Origin of the sequence: Rhodopila sp. (assembly GCF_035548095.1) — a bacterium.
Lineage (GTDB): Bacteria > Pseudomonadota > Alphaproteobacteria > Acetobacterales > Acetobacteraceae > Rhodopila.
Map to the genome: position 1 here is coordinate 1 of NZ_DASZUV010000021.1, position 15,715 is coordinate 15,715.

13 protein-coding genes are annotated in these 15,715 nt (G+C 69.1%); 10 read left to right on the plus strand and 3 right to left on the minus strand.

Annotated elements, in window-relative coordinates:
- The first annotated feature begins 461 nt into the window (after positions 1–461).
- Complete coding sequence (locus tag VHC04_RS16080) at positions 462–995, plus strand: phosphatase PAP2 family protein (protein ID WP_325683086.1); 534 nt, start codon at positions 462–464, stop codon at positions 993–995.
- A 12-nt stretch (positions 996–1,007) separates the two neighbouring features.
- On the opposite strand, the gene VHC04_RS16085 is transcribed toward VHC04_RS16080, so the two are convergent.
- Complete coding sequence (locus VHC04_RS16085; RefSeq protein ID WP_325683088.1) at positions 1,008–1,595, minus strand: YjbE family putative metal transport protein; 588 nt, start codon at positions 1,593–1,595, stop codon at positions 1,008–1,010.
- A 178-nt stretch (positions 1,596–1,773) separates the two neighbouring features.
- Here VHC04_RS16085 and purB point away from each other — a divergent pair, with 178 nt between their 5' ends.
- From purB to VHC04_RS16120, 7 genes are all read left to right on the plus strand, one after another.
- A complete protein-coding gene (gene purB, locus VHC04_RS16090; RefSeq protein WP_325683090.1) occupies positions 1,774–3,105 on the plus strand; it encodes an adenylosuccinate lyase in 1,332 nt (443 codons plus the stop codon).
- Positions 3,106–3,366: 261 nt separating this feature from the next.
- Positions 3,367–5,739 (plus strand): HAD-IC family P-type ATPase, encoded by a 2,373-nt coding sequence (locus VHC04_RS16095; protein WP_325683092.1) that lies wholly within the window; start codon positions 3,367–3,369, stop codon positions 5,737–5,739.
- Positions 5,740–6,196: 457 nt separating this feature from the next.
- On the plus strand, positions 6,197–7,564 hold the full coding sequence (locus VHC04_RS16100) for an MATE family efflux transporter (protein ID WP_325683094.1): 1,368 nt from the start codon (positions 6,197–6,199) through the stop codon (positions 7,562–7,564).
- 211 nt (positions 7,565–7,775) lie between these two features.
- Complete coding sequence (locus tag VHC04_RS16105) at positions 7,776–8,549, plus strand: creatininase family protein (RefSeq protein WP_325683096.1); 774 nt, start codon at positions 7,776–7,778, stop codon at positions 8,547–8,549.
- Positions 8,550–8,672: 123 nt separating this feature from the next.
- Positions 8,673–9,734 carry an isocitrate/isopropylmalate dehydrogenase family protein gene (locus VHC04_RS16110; protein ID WP_325683098.1) on the plus strand — a complete coding sequence of 354 codons (1,062 nt, stop codon included), beginning with the start codon at positions 8,673–8,675 and terminating at the stop codon, positions 9,732–9,734.
- Between the two features lie 75 nt (positions 9,735–9,809).
- Positions 9,810–11,186, plus strand: coding sequence for an Hsp70 family protein (locus tag VHC04_RS16115; RefSeq protein ID WP_325683100.1), 1,377 nt, complete (start codon positions 9,810–9,812; stop codon positions 11,184–11,186).
- Positions 11,187–11,359: 173 nt separating this feature from the next.
- A complete protein-coding gene (locus VHC04_RS16120; RefSeq protein WP_325683102.1) occupies positions 11,360–12,298 on the plus strand; it encodes a hypothetical protein in 939 nt (312 codons plus the stop codon).
- 12 nt (positions 12,299–12,310) lie between these two features.
- Here VHC04_RS16120 and VHC04_RS16125 read toward each other — a convergent pair whose 3' ends face one another.
- Together VHC04_RS16125 and VHC04_RS16130 are read right to left on the minus strand one after the other, a co-directional pair.
- A complete protein-coding gene (locus VHC04_RS16125; protein WP_325683104.1) occupies positions 12,311–13,174 on the minus strand; it encodes an isocitrate lyase/PEP mutase family protein in 864 nt (287 codons plus the stop codon).
- Positions 13,175–13,460: 286 nt separating this feature from the next.
- Positions 13,461–14,363, minus strand: coding sequence for a branched-chain amino acid aminotransferase (locus VHC04_RS16130; protein ID WP_325683106.1), 903 nt, complete (start codon positions 14,361–14,363; stop codon positions 13,461–13,463).
- Positions 14,364–14,475: 112 nt separating this feature from the next.
- Between VHC04_RS16130 and VHC04_RS16135 the strand changes: the two genes are divergently transcribed.
- Positions 14,476–15,012: a MarR family winged helix-turn-helix transcriptional regulator gene (locus tag VHC04_RS16135; protein ID WP_325683108.1), complete on the plus strand. Its 537-nt coding sequence runs from the start codon at positions 14,476–14,478 to the stop codon at positions 15,010–15,012.
- Positions 15,012–15,713 (plus strand): response regulator, encoded by a 702-nt coding sequence (locus VHC04_RS16140; protein ID WP_408903824.1) that lies wholly within the window; start codon positions 15,012–15,014, stop codon positions 15,711–15,713. The genes VHC04_RS16135 and VHC04_RS16140 overlap by 1 nt, the downstream gene beginning before the upstream one ends.
- Positions 15,714–15,715: the final 2 nt, after the last annotated feature.

The following is a 15,715-nucleotide window of genomic DNA, read 5'->3' on the forward strand; positions in this document are numbered from 1 at the left end:
ACGAAGTCCGAGGCGTTCAGGGCGGCCCACCGCGACGCGGGCTCCGGCACCCGGCTGACAACCGGCCATCCGGTGTTCGAGGGCTTCGACTCCGTGCTGGAAACCGTGCCGGCCTGACCCGCCGGTGGCGCCCGGCGGCCCACCCCGCAACCGTCATGGCCGTGCCAGGGTGCGGCCGTGACGCGTATCGAGCCCGCGCGGCGTTCGTGGCCCGGCCGCGATGGGAGCACGATCGCCTGAAGCCGGCGGTGAGAGGGCATGACTCGCGCTCTCATGAATCAGAGAGGTGATCAAGCATGCCAGGGTCGATCCGACGCTGGCACGACCCTGGCATGCTTTAGCAAGATCTTCACCTGTCCCGGCGATGGTGGCGCCGCGGCACGCCGCTTGCGGGCGGCGGCCGCGCCGTGCTGACTGGCTGGGACGCCAAGGGGGATGGTCTTTTCCGTATGGTCCAGTTCTTGAGTGACTTCGCAGACCAGTCGCTGGTGCTGCCGATGGTCGCGCTGATCGGTCTGTGGCTGTGGGTGGCGGAGCCCTGGCGGACAGTCGTCGCCTGGATGCTGTGCTGTGGCTTCGTGCTGGGGACGATGTTCCTGCTGAAGATGATCCTGCCGTGCACGTCGCTGGTCGGTGCGCTGCGCACGCCCAGTGGGCACACCGCCTCGGCGACGCTGGTGGCAGGCGGGATATTCGTGCTGCTGGCGGGCCCGCACCGCCGATGGCGCGCTGCAGCGGTGCTGGGCGGGATCGCGGTCGGCGCCGCGATCGGCGCGACGCGCCTGGCGCTGGGTGTCCACACGCCGGCCGAGGTCTTGACCGGCGGCGTCGTGGGGGCGGTGGGGATCGGCTTGTTTGCACAGGCCGACATGCCGCGGCCGCGGCTGCCTCCGGTGTTGCTGATCGCCGCCTTCGCGGTGGTGGCGTTGCTGCTGCACGGCACCAGGCTGCATGCCGAGGAATGGATCAATTCGATATCGTGCCGGTTTCGCTAGATGTTGCGCCGGTTACCAGTCGACCATGCCGGCGACGTCGTGGGCGCCGTCCCAGATCATGGACAGCGCCACGTACAGCACGATCAGCAGGCCAAGCCAGGCGATCCAGCGGTAGCGCTCCAGCAGGGCGGCGACGAGGTTGGCGGCCAGCCCCATCAGCACCACCGAGAAGACCAGGCCGGTCGCCAGGACCCACAGCCGCTCATGCGCCGCGCCGGCCACCGCCAGGACGTTGTCCAGGCTCATGGACACGTCCGCCAGGATGATCTGCAGCAGGGCTCCGCGCAGCGTCCGGCCGCCGCCGCTGGCCTTGACGCCGTGCGGCGCGCGCAATTCCCGGAACATCCGCCAGCACACCCATAGCAGCAGCAGCCCGCCGGCCAGCAGCAGGCCGATGATCGCCAGCAACTGGATGGCCACCGCCCCCAGCGCGATGCGGATGACCGTGGCGCCGCCGATCCCCAGCAGGATGGCGGGGCGCTTCTGGTTGGCGGGCAGGCCGGCGACGGCCATTCCCACCACCACCGCGTTGTCCCCGGCCAGCGCCAGGTCGATCAGAATGACCTGGGCCAATGCCAGCAGGTCCTGCGTCCAGTTCATCCGCTCAGAGCCTTTCCGCGCTTGCCAGCAGGGGCACCGGCGGTCTAGACCGAATCCGCCCCGCCTGTGCAGGGTGAATCTGTCCTAACATGTTGTTTCAGCGTGCGTTTCGTTCGGGTTCCATCATTGGAACGGTGCGTGCGCCGATCTCCCGCTCCTCAACCGGACAAGGCCCGCCATGGTTCCGCGCTACTCCCGTCCGCAAATGGCCGCCATCTGGGCGCCCGAGAACCGCTATCGCATCTGGTTCGAGATCGAGGCCCTGGCCGCCGAGGGCATGGCCCGGGTCGGCGCCATCCCCGAATCCGCCGCGCGCGCCATCCGGGAAAAGGGGGCGCCCAAGCTGGCCGCCATCAACGCCGCCGACATCGAGCGGATCGACGCGATCGAGCGGGAGACGCGGCACGACGTCATCGCCTTCCTGACCTGGCTGGCCGAGGCGATCGGGCCGGATTCGCGCTTCGTGCACCAGGGCATGACCAGCTCCGACGTGCTGGACACCTGCCTGTCCGTGCAGCTGGCCCAGGCGACCGACCTGCTGCTGGCGGATATCGACGCGGTGCTGGCGGCGCTGAAAAGCCGGGCGCTGGAGCACAAATACACGCTGACCATCGGCCGCAGCCATGGGATCCACGCCGAACCGACGACATTCGGGCTAAAGCTGGCCGGCCATTACGCCGAGTTTGCCCGCGACCGGGACCGGCTGGTGGCGGCGCGGGCCGAGATCGCGGTGGCGGCGGTGTCCGGCGCCGTGGGCACCTTCGCCCACCTGGACCCGCGGGTAGAGGACTACGTCGCCGGCAAGCTGGGCCTGAAGCCGGAGCCGGTGTCGACGCAGGTGATCCCACGCGACCGCCATGCGGCGTATTTCGCGACATTGGGCGTGATCGCCAGCGCGATCGAGCGGCTGGCGACCGAGGTGCGGCATCTGCAACGGTCCGAGGTGCGGGAGGCGGAGGAATTCTTCCATCCCGGCCAGAAGGGCTCCAGCGCCATGCCGCACAAGCGGAACCCGGTGCTGAGCGAAAACCTGTGCGGGCTGGCGCGCATCGTCCGCTCCGCCGTGACGCCGGCGCTGGAGAATGTGGCGCTGTGGCATGAGCGGGATATCTCGCACTCCTCGGTGGAGCGGGCGATCGCGCCGGACGCGACGGTGACGTTGGACTTCGCGCTGATGCGCCTGGCCGGGATGATGGAGAAGCTGCTGGTCTATCCGGAACGGATGCGGGCGAACCTGGAGAGCCTGGGCGGCGTGGTCCACTCGGGGGAGGTGCTGCTGGCGCTGACCAGGGCCGGCATCCTGCGGGAGGACGCGTACCGGATCGTGCAGAGCTGCGCGATGGAGACATGGACGAAGCTGGGCACGCCGCAGGGGCGGTCGTTTCGCGCGAACCTGGACGCCGATCCGGACGTGGCACGGATGGTGAAGCCGGCGGAACTGGACGCGGCGATGGACCCGGCACTGCACATGAAGGCGGTGGATGCGATCTTCGCGCGGGTGTTTGGGTAGGGCGGCCGGTGACCGCGTGACCGGAGACTGGTGGCCCCATGGCGGCCGCCGTCCGCGCCCCCTGTCCGGCGATCATGGACGGGTGTGCGACCGCCTCTCATACCAGGCGGCCGGATGTATCGTCCCGCCGCGGATGTTCTGCCCTCAGGGTGCGCCGCCAGCGGGAACCTGATGCGGGCGGCGGCGCGCCGCGTCCATCCGAACCTGGATGGTTTTGCCAGGGCCATGAACCGCCCGAGGATCAAGGCCGGGAGCCGAGGTGTGAAGCCTGATACCACGTCCCCACGGCCGCCGTCGGAGCGCAGCGGCGGCACCACCGGGGTGCCGCGGGGTCTCTCGAAAGAAGAGGCAGCCCGTCGTCTCGCTGAAACCGGTCCGAACGAAGTGGTCGCGTCGGAGGAGCACCCGGTACGCCGAGCGCTGCACCATTTCTGGTCGCCCGTGCCGTGGATGCTGGAGATCAGCATCATCCTGGAACTGGCGGCCGGCGAGCGGCTGGAGGCCGCGATGGTCGGGACGCTTCTGCTGATCAACGTCGTCCTGGGCATCGTCCAGGAGGGACGTGCCAGCGCAACCCTTTCCCTGCTTCGTCAGCGCCTCGCGCCGCGGGCGCGGCTGCGGCGCGACGGTGCCTGGTCTGAAGCGCCGGCATCGGTGCTGGTGCCCGGCGACATCATCCAGCTCTCGCTTGGCGGCATCGTGCCCGCCGATGTGCGGCTGCTGTCCGGTTCGGTGCTCCTGGACCAGTCGATGCTCACCGGGGAATCCGTGGCGGTGGACCAGGAGCGCGGCGCCACGGCCTATGCCGGCGCCCTGGTGAGGCGCGGCGAAGCCATTGCCGAAGTCGTCGCGACCGGACCTCGCACCTATTTCGGCCGCACCGCGGAGCTGGTGCGGACAGCCGATATCGAAAGCAGCGAACAGCAGGCCGTGCTGGGCGTGGTCAAGGCGCTGACCACGGTCAACATGACGATCGTGGTGGCAATAGTCGCCTATGCTTACGCCATCGGCATGACGGTCGCGCAGATCGTCCCGCTGGTGCTCGCGGCGCTGCTCTCGGCGGTCCCGGTTGCCATGCCGGCGGTCTTCACCCTGGCGGCGACTCTCGGCGCGCGGCGGCTCGCGCAGCAGGGCGTGTTGCTGGCACGGCTCGCGGCCCTGCAGGAAGCCGCGATGATCGACGTGCTCTGCGTCGACAAGACCGGGACGCTGACCGAGAACAGCCTCGGTGTCGGCCGCGTGATCCCGCTGGCCGAGGGGACCGGCGAGGATGCGGTGCTCACCGCCGCGGCTGCCGCCAGCTCGGCCGACGGCCAGGATCCGGTCGACACGGCCATTCGCGCGGCCGCGTCCCGTTTGGACGGGCCGCTCATGAAGGTGCTTCGCTTCACGCCCTTCGATCCCGCCGCCAAAATGGCAGGCGCGACCGTCGCCGGGCCCGACGGTGAGGCGATCCATATCGCCAAGGGGTCGCCCATTGCCATCTCCGCGCTCGCCCGCTTCAGTCCCGAGGCCGAGGCTGCGGCGGCCAGCCTGAGCAGTGCGGGATTCCGCGTGCTGGCCGTCGCGGCGGGCAAGCCGGGCGCCATGGCGGTGATCGGGCTTATCGGGCTCAGCGATCCGCCGCGCGCCGATTCCGCGCCCCTGCTGCGCGAGCTCAGGACGCTGGGGATCGTCCCCGTCATGATGACGGGCGACACGGCGGAAACCGCCAGCACGGTCGCCCGCGCCATCGGACTGGATGGGCCGGTCTGCCGGCCCGGCGGGATTCCGCGGCAGGCCGGGCCGGGGGATTACGCCGTCTATGCCGGCGTCTTTCCCGAAGACAAGTTCAAGCTCGTCCGCGCCTTCCAAAGTGAAGGCTACGCTGTCGGCATGTGCGGCGACGGAGCGAACGACGCGCCGGCGCTGCGGCAGGCGCAGATGGGCATCGCGGTCTCCAGCGCGACCGATGTCGCCAAGTCCGCCGCCGGACTCGTGCTGACCGAGCCTGGTCTGCGGGGCATCCTGGCGTGTATCGAGGAGGGGCGGGCCGCCTTCCGGCGGGTTCTGACATTCACTCTCAGCATGCTGGTGAACAAGTCGGTGACGCTCATTGTCATGGGCGGCGGCCTGGTCATGACCCGCCACGCGGTGCTCACCCCGCTGCTGCAGGCTCTCTGGATGCTGACCAGCGACATCGCGATGATGGCGCGCGCCGGCGATCGGGCGAAGCCCACCCCCTATCCAAACGCCTGGCGCATCCGGGAACTGACGCTCGTCGCGCTGCCGCTCGGGTCCGTGAAGCTGGCTTATGTCATGACAATCCTGGCGCTCGGCTGGTTCTGGCTTGGACTGGACGCCGAGACGATGCGGAGCCTGACATTCCTTACGCTTGTATTGGCGGGTCAGGCGACCAGCCTCGTGCTGCGGGAGAGCGAGCATGTGTGGCATTCGCGCCCCGCGGCCGTGCTGCTGGCGGCGATGGTGATCGCCGCGACGATCGCCACGGGCCTTGCCTGGGAAGGCTGGTTCATGGCGCCGCTGCCTGGCCGGGTCGTGGTGGCGCTGTTCGGCGCCAGCCTGGGATATGGCCTCGTGCTGGACACCGTGAAGGTCGCCATGCTGCGGTGGCGGCCGGTGGATCGCCGATGACGCGCGGATTGGGCGCTTCACCAGGCGAAAGAGTGAAGCGCCACCGATGAGGGGGGTGATGGCTGCCGCCGGCCCGTGATCACCGGTCGAGGCGTCGACGGCGCGCGGGACGGCTGATGCCATTCCGGATCGGCGAGCATGACCGGACGAGCATGACCAGACTTGCCGGTCTGCGCGAACGATCATTACACTCGGGTTTATCGCAACCGATCGCCGGAGGGAGGATGTATGAGCATGCACCGCAAGCATCAGCCGCGTGCCCCCTGGCAGGCCCTGCGGCATTGTGTCGCAGGGCGGGAATAGCGGCTCGTTTGACGCTCCCGGCGTCCTGACCTCTCGACCCTGCTCTGACTGACGCAGCACGCGGCTGCCGTCCTGGCCGGCCGCGGTCCCTTGCGACTGTCCCTCCCGGGTCTCGCGCCCTTTGGCGCGACGTGCCCGATGTCGAGAGATCACGATGCGTCCCTTCACCCGAGAATGGATCGCGGAAGCGCGGGCCATCGGCGGCATTTCCGTTTCCGTAACCCTCACCATGTTCGCACAGCTGGTCATTTCGGCTGTGGAAACCGTCATCGTCGCGCGGCTGGGCATCGCCGTCATGGCGGGCGTCACGCTGGCTCTCAGCACCTATCTGCTGATTTTTCTCTTCGCCCTCGGCGTGGTCACCGCCGTCACGCCGATTGCCGCCGAGGCGCGCGGCCGCGGCGACGAGGAAAGCGTGCGCCTTGCCGGTCAGCACGCTCTTTGGGTTGGCCTCACTTTCTCGTTGCCGGGCGCCGCGCTTCTGCTGCTGGGCAGCGTCCTGCTTCTGCGTCACCACGGCAGCCCGGAGGCAAAAGCCGCCGCGGACTATCTGGTCGGTGCCGCATGGGGTCTTCCGGCGTGGGTCTGTTACGTCGCGGTTCGCAGTTTCGCCGTCGCGGCGGGACGAGTACGTGTCACGACCGCAATCATGATCGCGGCAGTGCCGCTACACGCCGCCCTGACCTGGTGGTTGGCATTCGGCGGGCTGGGTCTTCCGCCTCTCGGCGCGGTGGGAGCCGGCCTGGCCTACTCGCTGGTCGCCGTGCTGGCGTGGGGCCTGCTGTTCATCATCATCCGCCGATCACCCGCCGACGCGTTCAGCCGCTCGCTCTCCGCTCCTGTCACGTGGGACAGGCGCCGGTATCAGGAGATCGTGCGGCTTGGTCTCCCATTCGCATTCCGTATCGTCCTGCGTGAAGGCGTGTTGCCGGTCGCTGCCTTCATCGTCGCGCCGTTTGGCCCTTGCGCGGTCGCAACCCACGCGGTCGCGGGGCGGATTGTGGACCTCCTGGGCGTCTTTTCGTTCGGCTTCAGCGATGCGGCGAACGCCCGTGTGGGTATCGGGATCGGTGCCGGTCAGTTCCGCCAGGTCAGGTCGGCGGGTTGGATCGCGGTCCAGCTCTCCGCCGGCGTCAGCCTGTCCATCGTCGCCATGATGCTGGCCGCGCCGGTGCAAGTGGCATCGTGGTTCCTGGGGACCGGCAATCCCTCCGGTGTCGCCGCGACCGTGGCGGTGCTCCCGGTGGCGGCCTGCATCCTGTTCCTGGAGAGCATGCAGTCCGCGATTGGCGGCGCGTTGAGCGGAATGCGCGATGCGCGCGGTCCCCTGGTCATTTCCATCGCCGGTTCATGGGTCATCGGATTGCCGGCTGGATTTCTGCTGGCTCACATGATCGCCATGCCGGTCCTGGGTCTTTGGATCGGCCTCCTTATGGGAGCGTGCGCGACGACGGCCCTGTACGTCATCCGCCTGCAGCGGCGGCTGTGGCGCTTGCGGGAACATGGTGGGACGCCGAGATAGGACAGCGTTGGGCTGCGTCGCCTTCGCGGCGGCGCGCGACGTTGGCTTTCCGGGGCGCGTTGTCAGCCTGGTCATTGCGAGGCCTGACAATCGCCACTGTGTCCAACCTGAGGGGGGACGCCCAACCGCCGCGCCGTCGACGCCAATTCCTGACCCCTATCCAGCGCGCACGCCAGCAGGCACCCTGGCCCGTCAACCAGGAGCCATCCCCATGCTGCTGCAACACCAGACCTGGCAGGAGGTCGAGACCTACCTCATCCGCTCCGCCGGCATCATCCTGCCCATCGGCTCGACGGAGCAGCACGGCCCGAACGGGCTGATCGGCACCGACGCCATCTGCGCCGAAATCGTCGCCCGCGGGGTGGGGGAGGCGGCGAACGCGATGGTCGGCCCCACCATCGGCGTCGGCATCGCTGTGCACCACATGGGCTTCGCCGGCAGCATGACCGTCCGGCCTTCCACCCTGATCGCGCTGATGCGCGACTATGTGCTGTCGCTCGCCCGCCACGGCTTTCGGCGCTTTTTCTTCATCAACGGCCATGGCGGCAACATCGCCACCTGCCAGGCGGCGTTTTCCGAAATCTACGCGGAGTTCGAGGGCGCGATCGGTCTGCGCCGCGCCGATGACGACGAGGTGCGCTGCCGTCTGGCCAACTGGTGGGACGGCAAGGCGATGGCCACGCTGTCGAAGGAGGTGTTCGGCGATGATGAGGGCAGCCACGCCACCGCCAGCGAGGTCAGCCTGACCCAGTTCGCGCTGCCGGAAACGATCAAGCAGGCGCAGATGCATCCGCCGCGGGCGCCTGGCGGGCGGTTCCACGGGCCGGCCGACTACCGCCGCCGCTTCCCGGATGGCCGGATCGGCTCCAACCCCGGCCTGGCCTCGCCCGAGAAGGGCAAGCGGTTCTATGAGACCTCGGTGCCGGAATTGGCCAAGGCCTATGCGGCGTTCGTCGAGGAGACTCCCCAGGCCGGTCCGGCTTGATCGGCGTCATGGCTGGCGCGTTGTGCTGCATCGCAATAACAGGCTTCGCCGTCACGACAGGCGGCAGTATAGACCGTTGTCCGCCATCCTGACGCCAACGCCCCGCACGAGAGCCAGACGCCCATGACCGTACCGACCGCACCGACCGCCGCCGGCAGCAACAAGATCCCCTGCACGCTGATCCCCGGCGACGGGATCGGGCCGGAGATCGTCGAGGCGGTGATCCAGGTGCTGGACGCGATGGGCACGCCGTTCGCGTGGGATGTGCAGCAGGGCGGCATGGCCGGCATCGCAGCCGCCGGCGACCCGCTGCCCGGTGCCACCCTGGACAGCATCCGCCGCAACAAGCTGGCGCTGAAGGGCCCGCTGACCACGCCGGTCGGCGGCGGCTTCCGCTCCGTCAACGTGCGGCTGCGGGAGGAATTCCAGCTCTTCGCCAATCTGCGCCCGGCCCGCACCCTGGTGCCCGGCGGGCGCTTCGACAATATCGACCTGATCCTGGTGCGGGAGAACCTGGAAGGCCTGTATGTCGCGTTCGAACACTACATCCCGGTCGGCGACGATCCGCACGCGGTGGCGATTTCCTCGGGCGTGAACACCCGCGACGGGGCGAAACGCATCATCCGCTATGCGTTCGAGCACGCGGTGAGCCATGGCCGCAGGAAGGTGACGATCGTCCACAAGGCGAATGTCCTGAAGGCGCTGACCGGCGTGTTCCTGGAGGCGGGGAAGGAGATCGCCAGGGACTATGAAGGCCGCATCGCCTGCGACGACCGCATCGTCGATGCCTGCGCCATGCAGCTGGTGCTGAACCCGTGGCAGTTCGACGTGATCGTGACCACCAACCTGTTCGGCGACATCCTGTCCGACCTGATCGCCGGCCTCGTCGGCGGGCTGGGCGCCGCACCGGGCGCCAATATCGGGGAGAAGGCGGCGATCTTCGAGGCGGTGCACGGTTCCGCCCCCGACATTGCCGGCAAGGGCATCGCCAACCCCACCGCGCTGCTGCTGGCCGCCGGGCTGATGCTGGATCATGTCGGCCTGGCCCAGCACGCCGCCGCCTTGCGCAAGGCGATCGACGATGTGCTGAACCGGGACAACGTCCGTACCGGTGACCTGGGCGGCAAGGCCTCGACGCGCGATTACGCCCAGGCCCTGGTGCGGCGGGTGACCTCGGCGCTGTAGGCAGCGCGCCGTTCCCCTTGCATCCGCGGCGCGGATGCGGTTGAACCCGCCCCTTTTGGGCCGGAGGGGCGGTGCATGACCACAGTGATCGGCGTCGATTTCGGCACGACCAACAGCGTGGTGGCGATCCTGCGCCCGGATGGCAGCGTGCGCACGCGCCGCTTCCCTGCGGACGGGACGGAGCTGGACGTGTTCCGCACCGTGCTGTGCTTCTGGTCCGAGGAAGCTGGCGGCCGCGCCAGGCTGCATCACGCGGCCGGCCCGCAAGGGGTGCAGGCCTATCTGGACGAGCCGCTGGACAGCCGCCTGATCATGTCGATGAAGACCTACCTGGCGCAGCGCAGCTTCACCCAGACACGCATCTTCGGCCGCCCGTTCACCCTGGAGCAGCTCGTCGCCCTGTTCCTGCGGGCGCTGCTGGGCGGCCAGCCGGGCGATCCCCCGCCGGATGGCCTTCGTCCGCATGACGTTCATCCGGGTGACGGCCGTCCGCATGATGTTCGTCCGCACGACGCTCATCCGGGTGACGTCCGTATCGTCGCCGGCTGCCCGGTCCGCTTTGCCGGCGAGTCCGCCGATGACGCATTCGGCGTCGCCCGCCTGCGCGGCGCCTTCGCCGAGGCCGGGTTCCCCGACATCGAGGTCGCCCTTGAACCCGAGGCGGCGGGTTATCGCGTCGCCCGCACCTTCGAGGCCGCGACCACGGTGCTGGTCGGCGATTTCGGTGGCGGCACCAGCGACTTCTCGGTCATGCGCTTCGATCCCCTCGGCGGCAGCCGGCGGGTGACGCCGCTGGGCCATGCCGGTATCGGGATCGCCGGCGATACGTTCGATTACCGTATCATCGACCATGTCGTCTCGCCGCTGCTGGGCAAGGGCGATACCTATACGGTGATGGGCAAGGCGCTGCCGGTGCCGCCGGACTATTTCAGCGGCTTTGCCCGCTGGCACAGCCTGTCGATGATGCGGACACCGCGTACCGTGCGCGATATCGCGGCGGTGGCGGCGGCCAGCGCGCATCCAGAGCGTTTGCGCGCGCTGATCGGCCTGATCGAGGATGAGATGGGCTATCCGCTGTATCAGGCCGTCAGCGCGGCGAAGGCGGCGCTGTCGCGACAGGACGCCGCGACGCTGCGCATCGCGCATCGCGACTTCGTGGTCGACCGCCGTATCGCGCGGGCGGAGTTCGAGGCCTGGATCGCCGGCGACCTGCGCCGCATGGCGGAGACGGTGGACCGGGCGCTGGCGAATGCCGGCGTGGCCGCCGATGCGATCGATCGCGTGTTCCTGACCGGCGGCACATCCTTCGTGCCGGCGGTGCGGGCGTTGTTCGAGAGGCGTTTCGGTGCCGAGAAGGTCTCGGGCGGCGGCGAGTTCGTGTCCGTGGCGGAAGAATTGGCGCTGATCGGGCGTGACCGGGTCTCCGGCGATGCCGTTCCGGCCGATACCTAAAGCATCACGGGTCAGGCTGACCCTGTGATGCCTTTACCATCTCTTTGATTCAGGAGCGCGGTTCACGCCGTCTCACCGCCGGCTTCAGGCGATCGCGCTCTAGGATATATATCCTTGACAGTTGAGAGAATTATATCCTACTAAGGGGAACCAAAGCCCCTCTGCAAAGGCCCATGATGATGTCCATCCCCGTGTCCGCGCTGCTGGCGGCCTTCTCCCCCATCATGCTCAGGCTCGTCGTCATGCCGCTGGTTCCGCACCTGCTTCCCGCTGCCGGTGGCGATGCCGCTGCGGCGCGGGATGAGGCGCTGGCGATGATCGCCGGGTATGATCCCGGGACGTATGAGGAATTGCGTCTTGCCGCCCAGGCTTCCGGTTTCGGCTTGCAGGTCGGCGCCGTCCTGCAGGATCTGGGCAAACCCCATCTGACGGAAGCCGCCATCCTGACGCTGCGCCGTACTGCCGCCATCATGCAGCGCAGCGAACTGTCCACTCGGCGCCTGCTGAGCACCCTGCAGCGCCAGCGCCGGCAGGCGGCCAAGGCGGCGGCCGAACGGCCGGACGGGATGGCGACAGCGGACGCCAACGCGGAGCCAGTGGCGGAGCCTGACACGGCCCCCGCATCAGCCCCGCCGCGGGCGCGGGTGATCCAGCCGGCGTCCAGTCAGCCGGCGTCCAGCCAATCAGCGTCCAGTCAGCCGGCGCCCGGTCAGTCGGCGCTCAGTCGGCCGGCACCTGACCAGTCGGCGGCCGAGCGGGCTGCCCATCCGGGGACCAAGCCGGCCGTCGCGGACAACGTTCCCGGTGTCGCCCAGCCGGACCACGAACTCATCTTCACCGCGGCGGTGAAGGCCCTTGGCGTCGGCCCGACCTACCGGGCGCTGATGGCGCGCGAGACCGGCCTGGGCATTCCGGCGGCTGGCGGGGGGAACACGCGCCAGGCAGGCAAGGCCGGTCAGGGCGCCGTCGCCGTCCCGGCCATGACCGCCCCCGCGACCACGTCCGCCCCCGCGACATGCGCCCCCGCGACCAGGCCCGCCACGGCGGCGCATGTCGCGGGACAACACGTTGCCGCACCCAGCGCGGTGGCAACCCCCGGCGTAGCCGCCTGATCCGGCCGAGCCTCAGGCCTTCCCGGCCAGCTTCTCGTCCAGCGCCAGGTAGTCAGCCGTCCGCAGCGCGGTCGCCAGCTCGGCCGCGCTGGCCATCGGCGCCCGCTGCCCGCTCCTCAGTCCCGCCAGCGCGGCGCGGACCGCCAGCACGGTGGAGGCCAGGATTTCCTGCGGGTAGATCACCAGCTTGATGCCGATCCCCGCCAACACGTCATCCGCTGGCTTGAAATGCTTGCCGGCCGGGTTGGTCACCGCGATCGCCGGCTTGCCCCGGCAGGCTTCGACCGCGGCGCGCATCTCCTGCTCCGTCGCCGGCGAGTCCAGGAAGAACAGGTCAGCCCCTTCCTCGACAAAATCCTTCAGCCGTGCCAGCGCCTCGTCGAACCCGCGGGACGTGCGGGCATCGGTGCGAGCCAGCAGCAGGATGCCTTCCTCCCGCGCCGCCGCCACCGCCGCGCGGCAGCGCAGCCGCGCCTCATCGCGTTCCACCACCAGCTTGGCGTTGTTCTTGCCCAGCGGACGCGGCCAGGCCTTGTCCTCGATCAGCACCGCGGCGGCACCGGCGCGGGCGTAGCCGCGGATCGTCTTCTGCACGCTGATCGCATTGCCGTAGCCGGTATCGCCATCCGCCAGCCAGCAGACCTTCGGCGCAGCGGCGACCATCTGCTGCGCAGCATCCAGCATGTCCGGATAGGTCAACTGATCCACGTCGGGCCAGGCCAGCCGCATCGCCGAGATCGAGGACCCCGATGCGAAGCCGATCCGGAACCCCGCTTCCTCGACCAGCCGTGCGGCCAGGCCGTCGCCGCATCCGGGCACGACCTGGATGCCGGGTTCGGCCAGCACCGCGCGCATGGCTTCTGCCTGTGGTCTCATTGTGTTTCCCTCCCGCTGGGGCGGCATCCCGCCGATGCTGACGCGCCGGCCGCGCCGGCCGGATCGCCGGCACAACACCGCAGCACGGTGCATCGGTCAATCGGGGCGCGGCCCGCCATCCACCGGCCGGTCACCCCTATCGCGGTGGCGGGACTCCAGCTGTCCGGTCATGGCGGGCGCCGGCCCACCCACGCCTTTGAAGAAGCGCGGTTCCACGCTGGAATGAGGGCCGGGTGACAGGGCGGCCCGCTCCATGAACCAGTTTCAGCGCCGCTTGCTGTCAGGATCAGGCAGCGACCACGCGATCCACTGCCTCGGGCGAGCACAGCACCAGGTCGTCATAGCCCTGCATCAGCGCCTCGGTGATCCGGCCCGGGGTGAAGCAGTGGTCGCCGATCTCCCGCACCGCGGTCACCTCGGCGGCGGTGCCGGTCACGAACACTTCCGTGGCCCGGGCCAGCTCGGCCGGCTGGATGTGCCGTTCGACCACCTTCATCTGCGCCCGCCGCGCCAGGCTGATCACCGTCTTGCGCGTCAGGCCGTCCAGGAACGCCTCGCAGGACGGGGTGTGCAATTCGCCGTCGATCACCAGGAAGATGTTGGCGCCGGTCGCCTCGGCGACGTAGCCGCGCCAGTCCAGCAGCAGCGCGTCGGCATAGCCCGCCTGCTCTGCCTGCAGCTTGTTCAGCGAGCCGATCATGTACAGCGCGCTGGCCTTCGACTGAGTCGGCGCCGTGTCCGGGGGCGGCCGCCGCCAGGTTCCCTCCATCATGCGGATGCCGGCCATCCGCTCGCCCTCGAAATAGCTGGGCCAGGGCCATGCGGCGATCGCGGTGTGGATGGTCGTGCCGGACGGCGACACCGCCAGCTGCTCCGTGCCGCGCCAGGCGACCGGGCGGACATAGCCGTCGGTCAGCCCGTTCGCCTCCAGCACCTGCCTGCAGGCCGTGTCGATCTGCTCGGCCGTATACGGGATCTCGAACATCAGCAGCCGCGCCGAGTTCAGCAGCCGCTCCGTGTGATCGCGCAGGCGGAAGATGTTGCCGCGATAGGCGCGTTCGCCTTCGAACACCGAACTGGCATAGTGCAAGCCGTGCGATAAAACATGCAGCCGAGCGTCCCGCCACGGCACGAGCTGGCCGTCCAGCCAGATCCATCCGTCGCGGTCGTCGAAAGGAATGAGCGCCATGACCAGGGTTCCTCGCAATCTTCTTTCGTGCAGCGTCGTCGGTTTAAAACGCACGCATAGTTAAGTCAATAATGCTGACCTATATGCGACCCTTTTCCACCGTATGGCTGCCATGCTGAAGCGCCGCCCCGACGACCGGTTTGCGCCGCCGGCGAAACGGCCGCCGCCGGCCCCCGTGCTGGATATCAGTGACGCGCAGATGCGACTGGCGCAGGATCTGCTGTTCTTCGCTTATCGGGACTTCACCACCGTCGCCGACAAGGTGCTGGAGGAGCTGGGACTGGGCAGGGCGCATCACCGGGCGCTGCATTTCATCGGCCGCAATCCTGGGCTGACCGTCTCCGCCTTGCTGGCGATCCTGCGTATCACCAAGCAGTCGCTGGCGCGCGTGCTGAACCTGCTGGTCGATGAGGGCTATGTCAGCCAGGCGCCCGGCTACCAGGATCGGCGGCTGCGCCTGCTGACCCTGACGGAAAAAGGCCAGGCGCTGGAGCGTCGCCTGTTCGAATCGCAGCGCGATCTGCTCGGCCGGGCGTATCGCCAGGCTGGCCCGCAGGCGGTGGACGGGTTCCGCGCCGTGCTGCGGGCCCTGATGGATGAGGGTGCCCGCGCCTATGTAGACGGGACCGGATCGGCCGAGGACGCATAGTGGACGATAGCCATATCCTGGTTGTGGAGGATGATCCCCGCCTGCGGGAGCGCCTGGCGCGATTCCTGGCGAGCGAGGGGTTCCGTGTCACCGCCTCGGGCGACGCCGCCGAGGCACGCGCGAGGCTGCGCGCCATCAACCCCGACCTGATGGTGCTGGATGTGATGATGCCGGGTGAAAGCGGCTTGGACCTGATGCAGTCGCTGCGGACCGAAGGCCAGTACAGCGATCTGCCGGTGCTGCTGCTGACCGCGCGCGGCGCCCCCGAGGACCGCATCGCCGGGTTCGAGGCCGGCGCCGACGACTATCTGGGCAAACCCTTCGAGCCGCGCGAGCTGGTGCTGCGCATCCGCGCGCTGTTGCGCCGGGCCGCTCCGGCGCCGGCGTCGGACACGCCGGCCGGGCCGATCCGTATCGGCACGGCCGAGTTCGACGTCGAACGCGGGGAGTTGCGCGACGCCTCCGGCACGATCCGGCTGACCGGCGGCGAGGCGGCGCTGCTGACCGCGCTCGCCCGCAAGGCGAATGAGGTGCTGTCGCGGGAGGAGATCGCCGAGGCCTTGCAGATGGACGATTCAGGCGAACGCGCGGTTGACGTGCAGGTGGTTCGGCTGCGCCGCAAGATCGAGGTCGATCCGAAGGAGCCGCGCTTTCTGCACACCGTCCGCGGTCGCGGCTACATCCTGAAGCCGGGAATCTGAGC

Bases quoted from the DNA above. Each gene is read 5' to 3' on its own strand.
- VHC04_RS16085 (WP_325683088.1), bottom strand. From the start codon at position 1,595: ATGAACTGGACGCAGGACCTGCTGGCATTGGCCCAGGTCATTCTGATC.
- purB (WP_325683090.1), top strand. From the start codon at position 1,774: ATGGTTCCGCGCTACTCCCGTCCGCAAATGGCCGCCATCTGGGCGCCC.
- VHC04_RS16100 (WP_325683094.1), top strand. From the start codon at position 6,197: ATGCGTCCCTTCACCCGAGAATGGATCGCGGAAGCGCGGGCCATCGGC.
- VHC04_RS16105 (WP_325683096.1), top strand. From the start codon at position 7,776: ATGCTGCTGCAACACCAGACCTGGCAGGAGGTCGAGACCTACCTCATC.
- VHC04_RS16110 (WP_325683098.1), top strand. From the start codon at position 8,673: ATGACCGTACCGACCGCACCGACCGCCGCCGGCAGCAACAAGATCCCC.
- VHC04_RS16115 (WP_325683100.1), top strand. From the start codon at position 9,810: ATGACCACAGTGATCGGCGTCGATTTCGGCACGACCAACAGCGTGGTG.
- VHC04_RS16120 (WP_325683102.1), top strand. From the start codon at position 11,360: ATGATGATGTCCATCCCCGTGTCCGCGCTGCTGGCGGCCTTCTCCCCC.
- VHC04_RS16125 (WP_325683104.1), bottom strand. From the start codon at position 13,174: ATGAGACCACAGGCAGAAGCCATGCGCGCGGTGCTGGCCGAACCCGGC.
- VHC04_RS16130 (WP_325683106.1), bottom strand. From the start codon at position 14,363: ATGGCGCTCATTCCTTTCGACGACCGCGACGGATGGATCTGGCTGGAC.
- VHC04_RS16135 (WP_325683108.1), top strand. From the start codon at position 14,476: ATGCTGAAGCGCCGCCCCGACGACCGGTTTGCGCCGCCGGCGAAACGG.